The organism is Halosolutus gelatinilyticus (genome assembly GCF_023028105.1).
Lineage (GTDB): Archaea > Halobacteriota > Halobacteria > Halobacteriales > Natrialbaceae > Halosolutus > Halosolutus gelatinilyticus.
Map to the genome: position 1 here is coordinate 88,772 of NZ_CP095492.1, position 16,466 is coordinate 105,237.

11 protein-coding genes and 1 pseudogene are annotated in these 16,466 nt (G+C 60.0%); 7 read left to right on the plus strand and 5 right to left on the minus strand.

The genetic code is table 11. The features are described from left to right. The first annotated feature begins 48 nt into the window (after positions 1-48). Positions 49-828 carry an SDR family NAD(P)-dependent oxidoreductase gene (locus MUH00_RS19605; protein WP_247004470.1) on the plus strand — a complete coding sequence of 260 codons (780 nt, stop codon included), beginning with the start codon at positions 49-51 and terminating at the stop codon, positions 826-828. A gap of 555 nt (positions 829-1,383) precedes the next feature. Here the strand turns inward: MUH00_RS19605 and MUH00_RS19610 are convergent. The 5 genes from MUH00_RS19610 to MUH00_RS19630 form a co-directional block, all read right to left on the minus strand. After that, positions 1,384-2,454, minus strand: coding sequence for a mannonate dehydratase (locus MUH00_RS19610; RefSeq protein ID WP_247004472.1), 1,071 nt, complete (start codon positions 2,452-2,454; stop codon positions 1,384-1,386). A 112-nt stretch (positions 2,455-2,566) separates the two neighbouring features. Then, a complete protein-coding gene (locus MUH00_RS19615) occupies positions 2,567-5,401 on the minus strand; it encodes a glycosyl hydrolase 115 family protein (protein ID WP_247004475.1) in 2,835 nt (944 codons plus the stop codon). A gap of 799 nt (positions 5,402-6,200) precedes the next feature. Continuing rightward, positions 6,201-7,547, minus strand: a complete 1,347-nt coding sequence (locus MUH00_RS19620) for an orc1/cdc6 family replication initiation protein (RefSeq protein WP_247004477.1) — start codon at positions 7,545-7,547, stop codon at positions 6,201-6,203. A 739-nt stretch (positions 7,548-8,286) separates the two neighbouring features. Next, positions 8,287-9,018: a sugar phosphate isomerase/epimerase family protein gene (locus MUH00_RS19625; protein ID WP_247004478.1), complete on the minus strand. Its 732-nt coding sequence runs from the start codon at positions 9,016-9,018 to the stop codon at positions 8,287-8,289. Between the two features lie 363 nt (positions 9,019-9,381). Continuing rightward, complete coding sequence (locus MUH00_RS19630; RefSeq protein ID WP_247004480.1) at positions 9,382-9,600, minus strand: DUF4177 domain-containing protein; 219 nt, start codon at positions 9,598-9,600, stop codon at positions 9,382-9,384. 103 nt (positions 9,601-9,703) lie between these two features. Here MUH00_RS19630 and MUH00_RS19635 point away from each other — a divergent pair, with 103 nt between their 5' ends. The 6 genes and pseudogenes from MUH00_RS19635 to MUH00_RS19655 all read left to right on the plus strand — a co-directional run bounded on the left by MUH00_RS19635 (position 9,704) and on the right by MUH00_RS19655 (position 16,320). Then, the gene (locus MUH00_RS19635; protein WP_247004482.1) at positions 9,704-10,339 is read left to right on the plus strand and encodes an IS6 family transposase; all 636 of its coding nucleotides are present in this window, start codon (positions 9,704-9,706) and stop codon (positions 10,337-10,339) included. Between the two features lie 305 nt (positions 10,340-10,644). Next, positions 10,645-11,043 (plus strand): annotated as a pseudogene (locus tag MUH00_RS23245) (helix-turn-helix domain-containing protein); the annotation flags it as partial. A 120-nt stretch (positions 11,044-11,163) separates the two neighbouring features. Beyond that, positions 11,164-11,307 (plus strand): helix-turn-helix domain-containing protein, encoded by a 144-nt coding sequence (locus tag MUH00_RS23250; protein ID WP_425603073.1) that lies wholly within the window; start codon positions 11,164-11,166, stop codon positions 11,305-11,307. Positions 11,308-11,397: 90 nt separating this feature from the next. After that, positions 11,398-12,291 (plus strand): alpha/beta fold hydrolase, encoded by an 894-nt coding sequence (locus MUH00_RS19645; RefSeq protein WP_247004484.1) that lies wholly within the window; start codon positions 11,398-11,400, stop codon positions 12,289-12,291. A gap of 922 nt (positions 12,292-13,213) precedes the next feature. Further along, positions 13,214-13,960, plus strand: a complete 747-nt coding sequence (locus MUH00_RS19650; protein ID WP_247004486.1) for an IclR family transcriptional regulator — start codon at positions 13,214-13,216, stop codon at positions 13,958-13,960. A gap of 248 nt (positions 13,961-14,208) precedes the next feature. Next, entirely contained in the window at positions 14,209-16,320 is a 2,112-nt protein-coding gene (locus MUH00_RS19655; RefSeq protein ID WP_247004488.1) for a hypothetical protein, read from the plus strand. Positions 16,321-16,466: the final 146 nt, after the last annotated feature.

A 16,466-nucleotide genomic window follows, 5' to 3' on the forward strand; every position in this document is an offset into this window, starting at 1 on the left:
ACGCGCTTCGGACAGTAACGCTAAGTAACCGATCGCCGTACGGACCGTATGGGTTCTTTCGAGTGCGACTTTTCGGACGAGACGGTGATCGTCACCGGCGGCAGTTCCGGAATCGGGCGCGCCGTCGCCGAGCGGTTCGGCGATGCGGGTGCGACGGTTATCGTCGCGGATATTCGCGAGGCACCGAAGGGGAGCGATGAGCCGCCAACCCACGAGACGATTCGGGACGGTGGCGGGACCGCCGAATTCGTGGCGACCGACGTTTCCGAGTCCGGCCAGGTCGAGTCGGTCGTCGACGCCGCTCGGGAGTTCGGCGGCGTCGACGTGATGGTGAACAACGCGGGAATTTTTCGCGGCGGATCGATACTCGAGACGGACGTCGACGAGTTCGACGCCGTCTACGGGACGAACGTTCGCAGCGTGTTCGTCGGCTGCCGCGCCGCCGCCGCCGACATGCTCGACCGAGAAGGCGGCGGTGCGATCATCAACACCGCCTCTATCAGCTCCGAACTCGCACAGACCGGCCACGCCGCCTACGACGCGTCGAAAGGCGCCGTCATGATGCTCACGCGCGTCGCGGCGCTCGAACTCGCCTGGCACGATATTCGGGTCAACGCCGTCGCACCTGGGGCCGTCCAAACCGCGATCACCTCGGGAGTCGATCGAGGGACCGACGATCGGATCGCCGCCGTCCGAAAGGAAAACCCGATGGACCGTCGAGCCGCCCCCGAAGAGATAGCCGGCGCGTACTGCTTTTTGGCCGGCGACGACGCCTCGTACATCACCGGGCACATGCTGTACGTCGACGGCGGCTACGCGATTTATTAACAGCGCTGACGCCGCCTCGATCCCTCTTGTGCGAGCGAAACGCGGACCGGTAGCCTCGTCGCGTTCTCAGCTGTCGTTGCTCAACTCGCGAATCGATTCCGCACGACACGCATCCAAGTATCCGGTGGTGCCGGACGGTTCCAGTGTCCGGAACGAGCGGCTGTTCAGGGTATCGCGACCAAGTATTTACACAGGTACGGTCGTAATTCATATCTCGACCTCACAACGGTATTTGCGTGATATCGCAACCCGACATCAACTGCCGAGTACAATACGTATCTCGATTCGCCGTCCGGTGTGGCCGGACATAAATATAAACCGACGCGATTCACGGCAGAACGGCGTTGTGTGGTTTGATGAGGAGCATCCGTCTACTGACGGCAGAGAGCGTCAGATGTCGAAAGTCTCAGTTGAGGTCTATCAGTAGGAGTTCGGTCAGGCCGGATGCAAGTTCCCGTTCCGTCCCAACGCGGGCGCTACGGTAACGGCTGCTCTGAAATACCGTTTTAGCTATCAGGCACAAGAGATCACGAGTTGCGCGCTCGCCGGACCGTCTTATCGTCTATCGTACTCTTTCTCGCCGCGTGGTTCCGTAACCGAATCGACGACGCCCCGAAGATAGCCGACGGTAAATCCACGCGCACGGTGGCGCCAGTCATCGTCGCCGGCCATTCGGGGGACGTGATCCGGAATGATGACGCCATCGAAGCCGACCTCGGAGAGCGTCCGAACGACCTCGGTAGTGTCGAAATTCCCCTCGTCGACGAACGTCTCGTGGAAACGCGGCACTTCGCCGACGACGTCACGGAAGTGGACGAAGAGTATCTCGTCTCGCTCGCCGAAGCGCCGCAACACCTCGTGAACGTCGGTCCCCATCTCCGAAAAGCAGCCCAGACAGAGTTTCAGTCCGTGGTTATCGCTGGGGACGAGGTCCATCGCCCGTTCGAAGTTCTCGGCGTTTCGGAACAGCCGAGGGATACCTCCCAGCGACTCCAGCACCGGCGGATCGGCGGGATGAAGCGCGAGGTCGACGCCCGCCTCTTCCGCGACCGGGAGGACGCGCTCGAGGAACCACTCGTAATTATCCCAGAATTCGTCTTCGTCGTAGGCCCGATCGAGACCCGGAGCGAGATCGTCGGGTGCCTCGATCTCGTCCAGGTCGAAGCCGGTCCCCGTCGCGCCGCCTCGAAGTTCGACCGGAGACGTGCGCATCGGGACGACTCCCCGCGGGTTCCACTGGTACCCGAGGATCGGAACGTCGGCCTCGCCGAGGTTCCGCACGAGGGTCGTAATCTGCTCGAGCGCTCGGTTGCGGTCCTTGCGACCGAACATGATATCGCCGTATAGCGAATGAGGGAGCGACTGGATACCGGTCAATCTGAGTCCCGCACCCTCGACACGCTCTCGAGCGGACACTAACTCCTGAGCTGACGGAATCGCGTCCGGTCCGATGGCGACCGTCGTCTTCGCATCGCGGTCGTTGAACTCGTCGGGCTCCTCGTGGGTGTCGGCGTGATCGAGAAAGACGTCCGTGGCTCCGAGTTGACGGATGTACCGCAAGCGATCGGTATCGAGCGAGCGAGTGCGGACACCCACGCGAATATCGGCTTTCTGTTGGTCGGCCATAGAGTGCGTTATAACACCGAGACCAAATATTCCACCGATACGGAAACACACCGTACTCGAAACCGTCGTATATTTCACGACCGCGAGTCGACGAGCGCGATTTCGTATCGTCTCACTCGAGTCGGGTCTCGCGAGGCCCGAGATACGTCTCTGCCCGAGCGTCGGTTCGGACGACGATCCGATCGACGATCAGGCCGGGATCGAGTCCCTCGACGGCGAGCGTGTGCAGCCCCGTCGTCGGGATCTCGTGGGTGGTCGTCCCAACGGCGCCACCGCGGAGCACGTTCTGCTGCCACTCGGGATCGTGCTCGCCACCCGCGGGATCTATCGATGCGATTTCGCGGTCCTCGCCGAGGTCTACGGCGTACCGGAGGTCGCGCGCCTCGGTGAGCGCCTGCGTCGGAACGCAGTACGCGTCGACCGTGACGGTCTCCGCGCTCGGTATCTCGAGGTCGAACTCCAGTCGCGGGGTACCGTCCTCATCAGGGTCGTAACTCTCGAATACCGACGGCTCGAGCGCGACCGTCGTCCCCGAGAGGCGGCCGGGGATGTCGTCGTCGGTCCAGCGGGCACGGTCGCCGTCACGACGACGGCTGGCGTGCTCGGCCTCCATCGCCGCGACGCCATCGATCACGGCGAAGTCCGCCGCCGTCTCTCGGCGGGGCGACGCGACGACGCGGACCCGCTTCCGGGTGCCGTAGCCCTCGACAGTTATCGTCCCCGCGGCACCGGTCTCGGGAACGAGCGTCCGATCGACGCCGACCCACAGACGCGTTTCGTCCGTAACCGTCCCCTCGCGAGCCGACAGGCGAATCCAATCGTCGCTCGGCGTCGCAGTCCACTCGGTCGGCTCGGCTCCGCGCGCGAACAGATCGAGGAAGCGCTCGCGGTCCATCCCGGGATGGACGGTCGGCAACGCGGGCGGGTGAACGTCGCTCTCGCGCACCGGTTCGCGGCACCCTTCCGGAACGACGCCGAGGGACGGTCCCTCGTGCGGAGTAGTGCTAGCAGTATCGGGTTCGTCGAATACCGGCAGCTCTCGAGGGCGATCGGACATCATCTTCGCCCACTTCCCGTCGAGCAGCGTCTCGTTGTAATAGCGCGTCTCCTCGGCGATGCGCCGGTGTGCCGCCTCGGCGCGATCGCCGTACGCTTCGGCGGTCGCGCGGCCCTGCCCGGCGTACCGTCGACTGCGATACGCGTGAATGTGTTTCGCCGTCATCGCGGCCGCACACCGGATCGGATAGCCGACGAGTTCGTAGAAGCTCGGCCGCCGAGACTCGGGAAGCGTATCGCAGATCTCGGTCGCGCGGTCCGCGATCCGCTCGAAGGCCGCGACGCGGCGCCGGGCCTCGTCGCCACCGTGCGTGACGCTAAACGCCGGGTCGTCGGGCTTCGTATTCGGATACACCGTCGACCTGCCCATGTGCTCCGGTTTTCGGGACTGCGAGAGTCGGTAGTACTCCCGCAGGAGATCGGCGATCTCGCCGGCGTACCGTTCGCCGAACTCGCGGTCGGCCCACGCTTCGAGCCACGCCGCGATCGGCGTCTCGCGAACGCTCTCGACGTCCCACGCGAGATCGAGGAAGTACTCCATCTCCTTCTCAGTCGGTTTGACGTCCCCGACATTGACGAACCAATACTCCCGCGCGCCGGCGTCGTAGGCCTTCGTCATCTCCCGCCTGACGAGCCCCGGCGGGACGCTCGAGAGCCAGAGGTAGTCGTGGGGTCGTCCCCAATAGGAGAGGTGGTAGTAGACGCCGTGCCCGCCGGCCCGCTCGCGCTTCGGTTCGGTCGGGAGCGCTCGGATGTGACCGTAGTTATCGTCGGGCCACATGACGCACACGTCCTCGGGCACGTCGAGTCCGCCGCGGTAGAGCTCGAGTACCTCCTTGTACGGACAAAACGCCTGTGGAACGCGATCGACCGAACGATCGTGGGCCTCATCGAGCAGCGTCCGTTGGTCCTCGATCACTCGCTGCAAGGTTGCGGTCCGCTCTTCGCGGGTGTCGCCGCCGGGCATCTCGGAATCGTGGATCCCTCGCATTCCGAGGGTGAAGACGTTCTCGTAGTCGGCGACGTCCTCGACGCGCTCGCGCCAGTACGACAGGATCGTCTCGCGGTTGGTCTCGTAGTTCCACTCCTCGTGCGGTGCCTCCCACTCGTCGACGTTGTTCCGGTGCATCGGCTCGCAGTGAGAGGTGCCCACGATGATGGCGTACGTGTCGGCCAGGTCGGCGTGTTCGGGGTACCGGTAGAACGCTTTCGTATCGGGGTGCATCGCGGGCCAGACGGTGTTGGCCTTCAGCCGGAGGAGCAACTCGAAGAGCCGTTCGTAGGTCGTCGGGCCGATACCCGGCCGATCCGAATCGTCCGGCGCGTGGGCGTCCGTCGCCCACGGACGGAGACCGAAGTCCTCGTCGTTGAGGAAGATCCCGCGGTAGGTCACCGACGGCGGGCCGTCCGCGTAGCAGCCGGCCTCGACGGCGACGACGTCGCGTCGCGTGGGCGCGACGTCCGCCCACCAGTACCACGGCGATACGCCGATCGTCTTCGAGAGGTCGTATGATCCGTAGGCAGTTCCTCGCGGATCGCTCCCGACGACGAGAACGCAGGCGTCGAGATCCGGCGCCGGATTTCGAACCGTCGCGATGACGTAACTTTCCCGTCGCCCTCGGAGTTCCGCCGCGTCGATATCGCTCGCGGGGAGGCAGGCGTCCACGCCGACGGAGTTGTCGATGGTTCCGACGACGACGGCGATCTCGCCGGCAGCATCTAGCGTGTTCACCAACTGCGGTTCGGTCCCGGTCACCCGTTCGACGTCCGTACAGAGATCCGTCGCTGCGATGTGCGTCACAGCGTGATCGTTCGGATCGACGTACACGTCCGCGATCGATTTGCCCCGAACGATCGTCACGTCTCCCTTATCCGGAGATTCCGTAATCACGAACCAGACCTCACAGCGGCGGAAGTAGAACTTTTCGTCCGCTTCGACGATCCGGATCGTCGATCGAATCAATGAACGTGATCGAAAATCATCATCACTAGATGGAATTTCAGGAATCATCGTTTGAGAAACATATAGTATTACACGGATCACTACCGAATAGCATATTATTATCACAGTATACAGTCCGGCCTATACGCGAGAATTTCAAGGACAATTGCTGCCAAGAATAGTTGCTGGTCAGCAGAGAGAAGAACGGAACGGAGAGCGAAGAATGATCGATGGAGCCACGATTGGAGAGAAGCCAAAGACCACGATCGAAGAGATACCAATTATGAACTGTACGCATACGGCGGACTAGCTCAGCTGTGAATTAAGTTTATGTTCAATTACGAATAGTACCAGTTTACCTTATTACTGTCTTAATATACAGTTCGGGCGTTCGGTGGCTGTTTTCAGCTACTGTCATCCGGGCAGAATCTCAATACACCCCGTGTGCGAAATGATATTTGGAGCCTGGATCGCGTCGAGCCCCCGTGTACGAAGTGATTTTTGAAATGTGCTCGAGTACAGACCCCATGTGCAATATGAATTTCAACGACTCTCAAAAACAGACCCCGTGTGCAATATGAATCTCAAACCTAGCACTACCCGCGGGCCCCGTGTGCGAGATGAATTCGAGACGTGTTCGAACACACCCCCCGTGTGCGAGATGAATTATGCGCTATATCGGCAGTACACCCCGTGTGCAAAGTGAAATATATCAGCTAATCGGTTGCATAGAGGGGCGTACCGACAGCTATTTCTCTTCGAAGAAGTCATCGATCTGAGCGTTGACGACGGATGCGATGAGGTCTTCGTTGTTTTCGATCTCCTCGAGTCGGATGTCGGCCTCGAGCGTTTCTGCGACGACTTCAGGATCGTCGACGAACGTGTATTCCTTGTGGACGCCGCTTCCGTATCCACGACCCCGTTTCTCGGACGTCACGAAGTTGTACGTTTCCGCCTCGGTCATGTAGCGAAGGTACGAGTCGCGCGATTTCTTGTCCGCATCGAGGAGGTCTGCGAGGTACTGATAGACTCGATACGCCACGGTGCTGGGGACGGCGTTCAGGTTTCGCTGGGCGTACACGGGCACGATCGCGGTTGCGTACAGTGAGAGCTTCTTTTGCGTCGAGAGCCCCTGCATCTGCGTGAGCGTTCGATCGCGTTCCGCTTCCTCTTGGGCATCGCGAACGTGTTCTTCGCGAACCGTCTCTTCGCCCCGCCGGTCGGCGAGTTCGCCTGCTTTTCGGAAGAGATCGATCGCTTTGCGCGCATCGCCGTGATCTTGCGCAGCGAACGCTGCGCTGAGCGGGATGATACCGTCTTCGAGGACGCCGTCCCGGTACGCGTCCCGGCGCCGATCGAGAATCGATTGCAACTGGTTCGCGTCGTAATCGGGGAAGACGACGTCTTGCGGATTGAACGAACTCTCCGCTCGTCCGTCGAGATTTTCCATGAATCGGGGATCGTTCGTCAGCGCCGCGACCGATATGTCGCCGTCGATACGGCCGAGTTGCGAAGCGCGCGAGAGCTGGTAGAGAAGCTTCGAGTACGCCGGCTCGTCGTTGGGATCGCGTTGGCGGCCGACGAGGAGATCCACTTCGTCGAGGATGATGATGACCGAGTCGAAGCACTCGCTCAAGATTTCGTAGAACCGTCGGAGTTTCTGGTCGGTGGAGATACCGGTTTCGGGAACGCCGGCTTCGATACTGGCTTCCGTGGCCGCGTTTTCGACGAGTCGATAGACGGCACGATCGTGTGATTTGATCGTCTGGCAGTTGATCTGGACGACGCCGAACTGAATGTCCTGGGCGGTCGCCAGATCGGAAACCTGCTCACACACCGCGTTGATGATGAGCGACTTCCCGGTTCCGGACGGTCCATAGAGGAGCATGTTGGGTGGACGGTTCCCCTGCAGAATCGGTCGGAGGTACGTGATGATGTCGTCTAGCTGTTGATCCCGACCGACGATTCGATCTTCGTCGATGACGGCGTCGGGATCCAGCAGCGTCTTGTTTCGGAAAACGGAGTTCTGAGCGCCTTCCTGCAGACGGCCTTTAATAGATTGTGAAAGAGACCGTTGTTCGTCGCCATCACCCATAGTATGGGTATATCGCGCATTCCATAAATAGATACAGGGAACCGTGTGCAAGATCAAATATGGGTTTTTCACGCGATATAAGCCGATTCTACGGGATACTGTGAATTACACACGCTACCGCGGGCAAAGTCAATTCACCGCAGGCAAAGCCAGCTTGGGATTCGGAATCATCACTTCTTACGCGCGATCGAGGGGACACCCCGTGTGCGAAATGAAATTTAACAGAGCGCCAGATAGAGAAATAACCAATGGTGTGGGATCCGAACCCCCTCCCCCCGTGTGCGAGATGAATTTGAGGCCGACCGAAGGGGGACGGGTGGGAGACAAATCCGTTGACCAAGCAACGAACGGCGACAGTTCGAAGAGATACGTAAGATAGAAATCCTCTATGATCGATCTAGCAAACAACTCTTTTGTTAGGGAAAGTTTTATTACTATAGGCTAGAAACAGTAACCGTACTAGACCCAAGGGTAGGCCGTAAGAGTTGTAAAAGAGTCGGGGAACAAATCGTTATCAACCGTCGGCCAGATATTCCACTGGAGACTTTCGAATTTCCGGGACTGCCGATTTCCTCCGCTACTCACTCTCTATTCGTTGATTTTGAATCTGAACGTCTCTCAGCAACTGGCTAACCGAGTCGCACTCGCTGCGAATTCATTTCGCACACGGGGGGAGGGGATCAGATCTCGCCGCACGGGATCAACTCCCACGACACTACGTAGTAGAATCGAGCACCTCTTACCAGTGCTCGTTCACGACCGCAGCGGCACCGTCGAGCGTGTCGTACGAATCCGGGCGTTCCTCCGCTTCGTAGATGATCCAGTCGACGTCCTGTTCGCGAACGGCGGCGAAGGCTTCTTCGAGATCCAGATCGCCCTCGCCGACGACGCTCGTCTCGCCGGCGGCCGCGTCGTAATCTTTCAGGTGGACGAGGTCGATGCGATCGTCGAAGTCGCGCAGCACCTGCAGCGGATCGTATCCGGCCACGCCGGCCCATCCGAGATCAACCTCGAAGCCGACGTTGTCGGCCGCGTCTAGGAGGTACGCGATCGCGGGGTCCCCATTCAGTTGGGTGAACTCCTGGTCGTGATTGTGGTAGTGAAGGTTGATGTCGTACGGTGCCAGCGCGTCGGCCGCCTCGCCGAGCCGATGTCCGATCGTCTCGACGGCCGAGCGCGATTCGAAGTGTTCGGGGTCGATCCAGGCGACGGCGACGTCGCTGCAGCCGAGCGATCGATAGGTTTCGCCGACCGACTCCGGATCGTCTTCGATATCGGTCAATCCGATGTGGGCGCCCGCTACTGAGAGCTCCGTCCGGTCCAGCGTTTCGGTCAGTTCCTCGACGGTCGCGTCACCCAGGCCCGCGAACTCGACTCCGTCGAACGTCGTGTCGCCGACGCGCTCGATCACGTCCGGCAGCGGTTCGTCGACGCCGTGCAAACTGTACAGTTGAAAACCGAATTTCGTCATACCACTCATCTGTTGTGAGCCGTGATAGATCTGACTAAAGGCGTTCGGGGACTGCAGGCTTCCGATTGTCGTCAGTCTTTGTCCGGTGAGTCGCTTAACTAAACACCGCCCTCCGCTCCGCCACAGGACTTTTCCGTCAAGTCCCGTCCGTTCCACGGGAATGTCTCACTCGGACACGGTTCTCTGCCCTGACTGCGGCTGGACGGGAACGGCATCTGAGTTGCTCGGAGAGGGAGCGAGCGCGGAATGTTCCAGTTGCGGGAAGGACATCCAGCGGTAACCGTTTCGCGTCGTTTCGGAGGGCGACACGGCGTCGCGCTTACACCCATCGTGCGGTTCGAGCGTCGTCGTGCGACGCCCGGGTCAGCGTTCCCGGCGGAGGATCAGGTCCGCACCGCCCCACCAGTTGACGACGGCCTCGTCGAGGTCCCACCCGTCGTGAGCGAGTTCGTTCAATAGCTGCTCGGTCTCATCATGCTTGATCCGGAACCAGAGGAGGCTGGAGGGCGCGGGGACGACTTTGTACTCGTACTCGCCGCTCCGGGGCGACTCGTCGCCGAAACGGTCAGTGAGATTGCTCATGAAGCCGGGAGATGAGGGGGCGACTCATAACCGTTGTGGTGGCCCGTGACGGTCGTGTTTAGTCAAGCGTGAAAAGTGAGACGGTGTGATTTCTTGCTGGTCTATGGCAGAAATCAGCCGCCTCGTCGGGTGTAGTGACTGGATCGACATGGAGGTTGTGGAGCGGGAACGGACACCCGAACCAGCGATGAAACTCGGTATTCAATTCCATCTAGCGGGTCTCTCGCTGTCGAATACCGTCTCGTTTCTCGCCGACCTGGGTGTCGAGCGCTCTCGGAACGCGGTTCATGATTGGGTGCGGAAAGCCGGTCTACAGCCTACCGAGGGCCGAAGCCAGAATCACGTCGTGCTGGACGAGACGGTGATTCGGATCAATTCCCAGCAATACTGGCTGTACGCTGCCTGTAACCCCGAAACAACCAATCTGTTTCACGTTCGACTCTTTCCGACTACGACGACCGCAGCAACCCAGATGTTCCTCGCTGAATTACGCGAGAAACACTCCGTCGATTCTGCCGTGTTTCTGGTCGATGGCGCTCAGCATCTCCAAACTGCGCTTTCCCGAGCTGGGCTTCGATTTCATCCTGAACGACATGGAAATCGGAACAGCATCGAGCGCATCTTCCGCGAATTGAAACGCCGAACGTCTTCGTTCTCGAACTGCTTTAGCCACGTTTTCCCTGAAACCGCTGAAAACTGGCTCCAAACGTTCGCTCGCTGGTTCAACGGGCCTAACTAAACACGACCGAATGAACAAATCTTGCGAGGAGCAGCGGGCGAGATGCTCCTCGAGAATCAACTGACACGTGCCTTTCTTTCAACGCGGTCTGCACCGACTCAGCTCCTATATGATAGAGCGTGTGTCTACCTAGAGCTATCTGCCGAGACGGAGATAGCGATCTACCGCAAAGAGATGATGAGCCGTCGCACCGAAATCGAACCACCGCACAGCAATAGAGCCGCTGCACTGGTCATCAGGCGTTCGGACTTGAATCGCACCACAGTGTCGGATAGATTAACTGTCGAGTGAAATCAATCGTGAGTATGCGCTATCTCACAGCTCGCCTCATCCCGAGTGAGGAAGGCGTCTTCCACCCCCTGGGCAGCGAACTCAGGGAAGAGCCGTCGGTACGCCGCGAAGCCATTCACCACGCAGAACACCTTGACGACGGCACCGTCGTCCTTCTAGCCGAGGCAAGCGGTAACCGCCACCGGTACGAGGAGATTATGGCAGCCTCATCGCACGTTGACGACTTCCTCGTCGCCGGCGAAGAGCGGTGGATGTCGGTGAACTGATGCGAACCGACACACGCCATACGCCGAGCTCTGGAGCACCAACACGATGCCGGCGTAATCGCGGATATGCCCATCCGGTTCACCGGCGACGGGTCGATGCGGATCACCTACCTAGGGAGCGATACCGGGTTCCGGCGGCTGTTCGAGGAGGCGAACCAGCTGGAAGACGTGCCGTTCCGATTCGAGGTCGTCGAGATCGGCGACTACGAACCAGAGAGGGCGTCGCTGGTCAGCTCGCTGACGACGCGCCAGCGGAAAGTCATAGAGGTGGCTGTCGAGACCGGATACTACAGGTCGCCCCGAGAAACGAGCCTCGAGGATGTCGTCGACGCCGTAGGTATCGCTCCGTCAACCGCCAGCGAACACCTTCGAAAGATCGAATCCCGCGTCTTCTCGGCGCTTTTCGGGTAGGGAGTGATTCAGATCGAATTGTGGAGTTAAAAATAGCCCTATGACTGCGGCAGCAACCATATTCAGCTACGTAGTTTATTCTCACTACTGATGACGAACACAGAAACGCACCCGACCACCGATGCATCGTTACTTGCTGATCACGATGTTGAATCTACCTATCGCGACGTAAATGACGTCCAATTACATGTCGTAGCCGCGGGTGAACCCGATGCCCCACTGGTCGTCCTACTGCATGGGCATCCCGATTTCTGGTACGGCTGGCGCGACCAGATCATTTCGCTCGTCGAAGCCGGCTTTCGTGTGATCGTCCCGGACCAGCGGGGCTCCAATCTGAGTGAGGCCCCCGACGAGATCGATGCCTATCGGCAATCAGAACTGTCTGCCGACGTATGCGAATTGATCCGGAGCGAGGGCCGGGAATCGGCCCACGTAGTTGGACACGACTTCGGTGGATTCGTCGCCTGGAATGTAGCACTCCGTGACCCGTCAATCATCGATCGTCTCGGGATCTTAAATGTTCCACATCCAACGGTCTATCGAAACGTCTTACGAGCTAGCCCCCAACAGATCGTCCGGAGCTGGTACGTGTGGTTTTATCAGTTACCGAAACTACCCGAGTGGATGTTTCGTCGGAACGATATGGCCAATATGGTTGCTTCTCTTGAAGTAACTTCAAATCCTGGAACGTTCGACGAAGAAACGATCCATCGCTATCGGTCGGCCTGGCAACACACCGGCGTTGGTCCACGGATACACTGGTATCGCGGGTTTCGTCGTTCGGAACGCCCGCCACGCGACACCGTTGTCCAGCCGACGCTGATTTGTTGGGGAGAAGATGACATAGCACTCGTCCCCTCGATGGCTAAAAAGAGCGTCGACTACTGTCAAAATGGGCAGCTACGAATGTTCCCTGAGACATCACATTGGGTACACCATGAGCGTGAGGAAGTCACTAAAGCGCTACTGCGCCATTTCTCGTAACCAACAGAACGGTTTCCAGGTCCCTGGCGCGTTAGCAGATTGTGCTTCTCGTCTTTACCACCGGATGACGGCCGACGAAAGAGCAATCAGTCGATATACAGGCGAAATAGGAGTAATAGTTAAACTCCCTGCAATAGGTACCTATCTCCTCTGAATCGTGTGAACCACGCCTACGTCCTATAAATCCCAGACAACACTTCGATCGGTAACTGAGCCGATTCGGCCGCCTCCAAACTTTCGTATGATGCTCGTTATGGTTGTTACTTGTTCTACTATGCTCGTGAACTTGGTCCGCTATCAGATGTTTCTCGGTATCACTGTGATCGGCTTCTCGGATATCGCTAGTAGCGGGGTTTCACCGGTACGTTTGCTCTTCCAAGGAGGTTGCCTCTCTAAAGATAGCTGCCATAATTGTTCTTGAGCTTGTCTACTCACCGCCGGATATGGACGAGATAGAAATAGTCAGAAAACTAGTTAGCTTCCGATCTTAATTCATTACTGTCATGTTTATCGACGTTTCGATTCATGGGTTCCGTACTGAAATCGGGACCAGCATCGCTGGCGGGTCGCCTGCAGCTGTGGCACTCCATCAACGAGAAAGATCCATCTCCAACGCAATGGTTCTCACGGAGGTCCCTGAGGAACATCTCAATCAGTGCTCCTATTCCCATCAAAGTTGCCCACACTGCCGTTTTCAGCAATCGTAACTACGACGCTCCTTTGATGACCGTAGCGTCAAGGTGTCGTTACGATCTTCGGGTTGCCCGGGTGTTGTGGTTCAGGAAGTCCGCAGAACACGTTACTTACGCCGCTGATAAAACAGTATCATTATTTTCGGTTGCAGTCTAAGCGGAGACCGGTATCTGTACATATGTTTCCCGACAGTAAACGTTTTACGCATTCATGACAAGCGGTCTTACGAATGACAGACAGTCAGCCCTCGATCGGGACCGTTGGAACGTCGTTCGAGATAATCGAAGGGCTGAACGAGCTCGGGGAGGCCGGCATCACCGAACTCGCACAGTACCTCGACAAGTCGAAGAGTTCTGTGTATAAACACTTGAATTCACTGTTGGAACTGGGTTATGTGACGAAGCAGGACGGGCGCTACAAGCTCGGACTAGCGTTTTTCCGCCTCGGTTACGGCATCCGCGAAGCCAATCGACTGTACAAGGCCGCGAGCGCCCCTCTCGATAATCTCGCCCAGACGACCGGCGAGACGGTATCCCTGATCGTCGAAGAGCACGGTGATGCCGTCTGTCTCTACCAGGCCAGCTCTCGCCCCGAGGGAATCAGGACGATCAGGGAGTCAGAGCGTGTGCCGCCGGACTCGATCACGGCCGGAAAGGCCATCCTCTCTGGTCGGTCCACGTCCGAAGCTATCCAACTCCTAGATCGCCAGCACCAGGATGGTCAACAGGCATACTCCGAGCTATGCTCGGAGCTTGGATCGATCCACGAGCGGCAGGTGCTCATCGAGCGCTCACCTGACGAGTCTGACTGTAATGCGGTCGCCACTCCAATCTACGACGGGGACGACTACGCCATTGGCGCGATCATGGTTTACGGTTCACCGACGAACATGGCAGGTAAACACCTGGAGGAGGACATTCCTGGCCTCCTTATCAGCACCGCGAAGACAATCGAGGTCGAACTCGCCACCCGATAGACACTCCGAGGCTGCTTACCTCTCGGAAACTGTGCGTAGGAGTACCTGCGCGTTGGTGACCCGGCGGAACCTGATGTTCTCGATCGAATTTGTCGGTCTGATTGTCATCTTGACGGCGAGGGTGAAAACCTGCTACAGGTTCGGTGCTAACTCCGAGCCGGGAACTCACGACGCCACCTCCGAGCAGAAATGAGAGATATTCAACTGGTTGCCAAACGCTTATTGAGTGACTCTTCTTAACCATGCGCGTGTCAGACGAGACGAGCGGCCGAGCGACGGTTAGTATTGACACCGCCGAACAGAGCGACTGGAGCGTCGACCCGCGCGTGTTCGGGAAGTTCACGGAGATGAACGGCCGCGAGGCGTACCCGGGAATCTACTCGGAGCACCTGGCGAACGGCTCGTTCGAGGAGTGGTACACCTGGCCCAAGCGGCCGCGCGAGGACGCTCCGGACTGGTGGTGCCGCACCGAGGTCGTCCACCGGGACGTCGACCGGGAACCGAACGTGGCCTATCCGTGGGAGTCCCGTCGGGACGGACGCGTCACCTTCGAACACCTTGTCGGCGGCGTCCACGGCAGGGACGCCACTGTCCCGCCGAGGACCGACACGCTCGGCAGAGAGCACCGCGAGCCGCCCGCCCGCTACCAGCGGATCACCGTCTGGGAGGGCGAAGGCGGCGTCGTCCAGCGCCTCGCGCTCCCCGACGATCGGACCCTGGAGTACGTGCTCGAACTCAGCGTCCGCGGCGACGGCCACGACGAGGTCGAAATCGAAATGGAAGGCGCCGACGGAACGGTACTCGCTCGGGAGCTGGTGCCGGTGAGCGACGAGTGGCGGCGCCACGAAGTCACGCTCGAACTCGACGCGGAGAGCGACGATAGATACGAGAACTCCGCGTTCGGCGTCCACTCGCTGGTGCTCTCCGTCGAAGGGCGAGGGCACACCGACCTCGACTGGGCGAAGCTCCGAGCCGGCGACGCCGTGAACGAGAAGTTCAACCCGACGGCGATCGAGAACATCCGCGAGTACGGCGTCCCCTCGATTCGGTGGCCGGGAGGGAACTTCACGAGTCAGTACCACTGGCGCGACGGCGTCGGCCCGCTCGAGGAGCGCCCGGTACGAACCGAGCTGCACTGGGGCGGCCTCGAACCGAACTACCTCGGGACCAACGAGTTCCTCGAATTTTGCGAGCTGGCGGACGTCCATCCCTACCTCAACGTTGGCTTCAGCGAGCACATCTCGCCCGTGGAGGCCGCCGACTGGGTCGAATACGTCAACGGAGACCCCGGGGAGACGAAGATGGGCTCACTCCGTGCGGAGCACGGTTACGAGGAGCCCTGGGGCGTCGACGTCTTTCAGGTGGGCAACGAGGTGTGGGGTACCTTCCAGATCGGTCACACGGAGCCCGACGAGTACGGCCGACGATTCCGCGAGTACTACGACGCGATCACGGGCGTCGACCCGGGCATCGACGTCGCGGCGACGGCGCTGGATCCCGGAATGCACACCTGGGGCGGCCCCGGCTGGAACGAGCGGTTCTTCGAGGCTGGCGGACGCGTCGCGGACGGTATCGACATCCACCGGTACGTCCACGGCGAAGCCGACGGGGACGCCGACGTCGACCCGATCGCGTTCAACCAGCAGCTCGTCCTCTTCCCGACGCAGTTCGAGGAGAACGTCGAGCGGTTGCGCGAGACGGCCGCCGAGTACGACGCCGATCCGGACGTGACGGTCGGCGAGTGGAACATGGGCGCGGGCGGCCTCCCCGACGGTCCCCGCGCGAAGTATGGTACGATGGCCCACGCCGCCTTCTGCGCGGGGATGTACAACGCCTTCCTCCGCCAGGGCGACGCCGTTCGGTTCGGCCACCAACGCGACAACTCGTTCAAGCACCGCCCGTTCCCGAGCGACCTGCGGCCGTTCGAAACGGCGAACAACGCCGCGATGCGCCTGTACACCGAACGGCTTCGCGAGGGCGACTGGCATCACATCCCAGCCGCCGTCGACGGCCCGGGTGGGGATATCGACCGCCACGGCGAGCGGATCAGGGCGCAGGAGGACACGCCGTACGTCGACGCGGCGGCCGTCTGCTCGGGCGATGACGTCGCCGTGTTCCTCGTGAACCGCGACCTCCGCGAGGTCCGCGCGGCCGTCGTCGACCTGGGGGAGCTGGCCCCCGGCGACCAGGTCGCAGTCACTGTCCAGCGCGCCGACGATCCGCTCGACGACACCTGCGAGTGGGACGGCACCGTGTGCTACGAACTCGAGGAGCGTCGGATCGAGGCGGACGCCCGCGGACGCGTCGTCGTCGATCTGCCGCCGGCGGGCGTCGCTCGCGCCGACGCGACGCTCGACTGACCCGGTCTCTCTGCCGACACCGGTGCGTTCGTGAGCATCCTCGAGAACGTGGTGTGCGCACCTTTCGAGGAATATCCACGCTTCCACAATGTTTTAATAGTATGAAGATGAGCTACAGGCTGTCGTACGGTACCACACACGCAGGT

Bases quoted from the DNA above. Each gene is read 5' to 3' on its own strand.
- MUH00_RS19605 (WP_247004470.1), top strand. From the start codon at position 49: ATGGGTTCTTTCGAGTGCGACTTTTCGGACGAGACGGTGATCGTCACC.
- MUH00_RS19610 (WP_247004472.1), bottom strand. From the start codon at position 2,454: ATGGCCGACCAACAGAAAGCCGATATTCGCGTGGGTGTCCGCACTCGC.
- MUH00_RS19620 (WP_247004477.1), bottom strand. From the start codon at position 7,547: ATGGGTGATGGCGACGAACAACGGTCTCTTTCACAATCTATTAAAGGC.
- MUH00_RS19625 (WP_247004478.1), bottom strand. From the start codon at position 9,018: ATGACGAAATTCGGTTTTCAACTGTACAGTTTGCACGGCGTCGACGAA.
- MUH00_RS19630 (WP_247004480.1), bottom strand. From the start codon at position 9,600: ATGAGCAATCTCACTGACCGTTTCGGCGACGAGTCGCCCCGGAGCGGC.
- MUH00_RS19635 (WP_247004482.1), top strand. From the start codon at position 9,704: ATGGCAGAAATCAGCCGCCTCGTCGGGTGTAGTGACTGGATCGACATG.
- MUH00_RS19645 (WP_247004484.1), top strand. From the start codon at position 11,398: ATGACGAACACAGAAACGCACCCGACCACCGATGCATCGTTACTTGCT.
- MUH00_RS19650 (WP_247004486.1), top strand. From the start codon at position 13,214: ATGACAGACAGTCAGCCCTCGATCGGGACCGTTGGAACGTCGTTCGAG.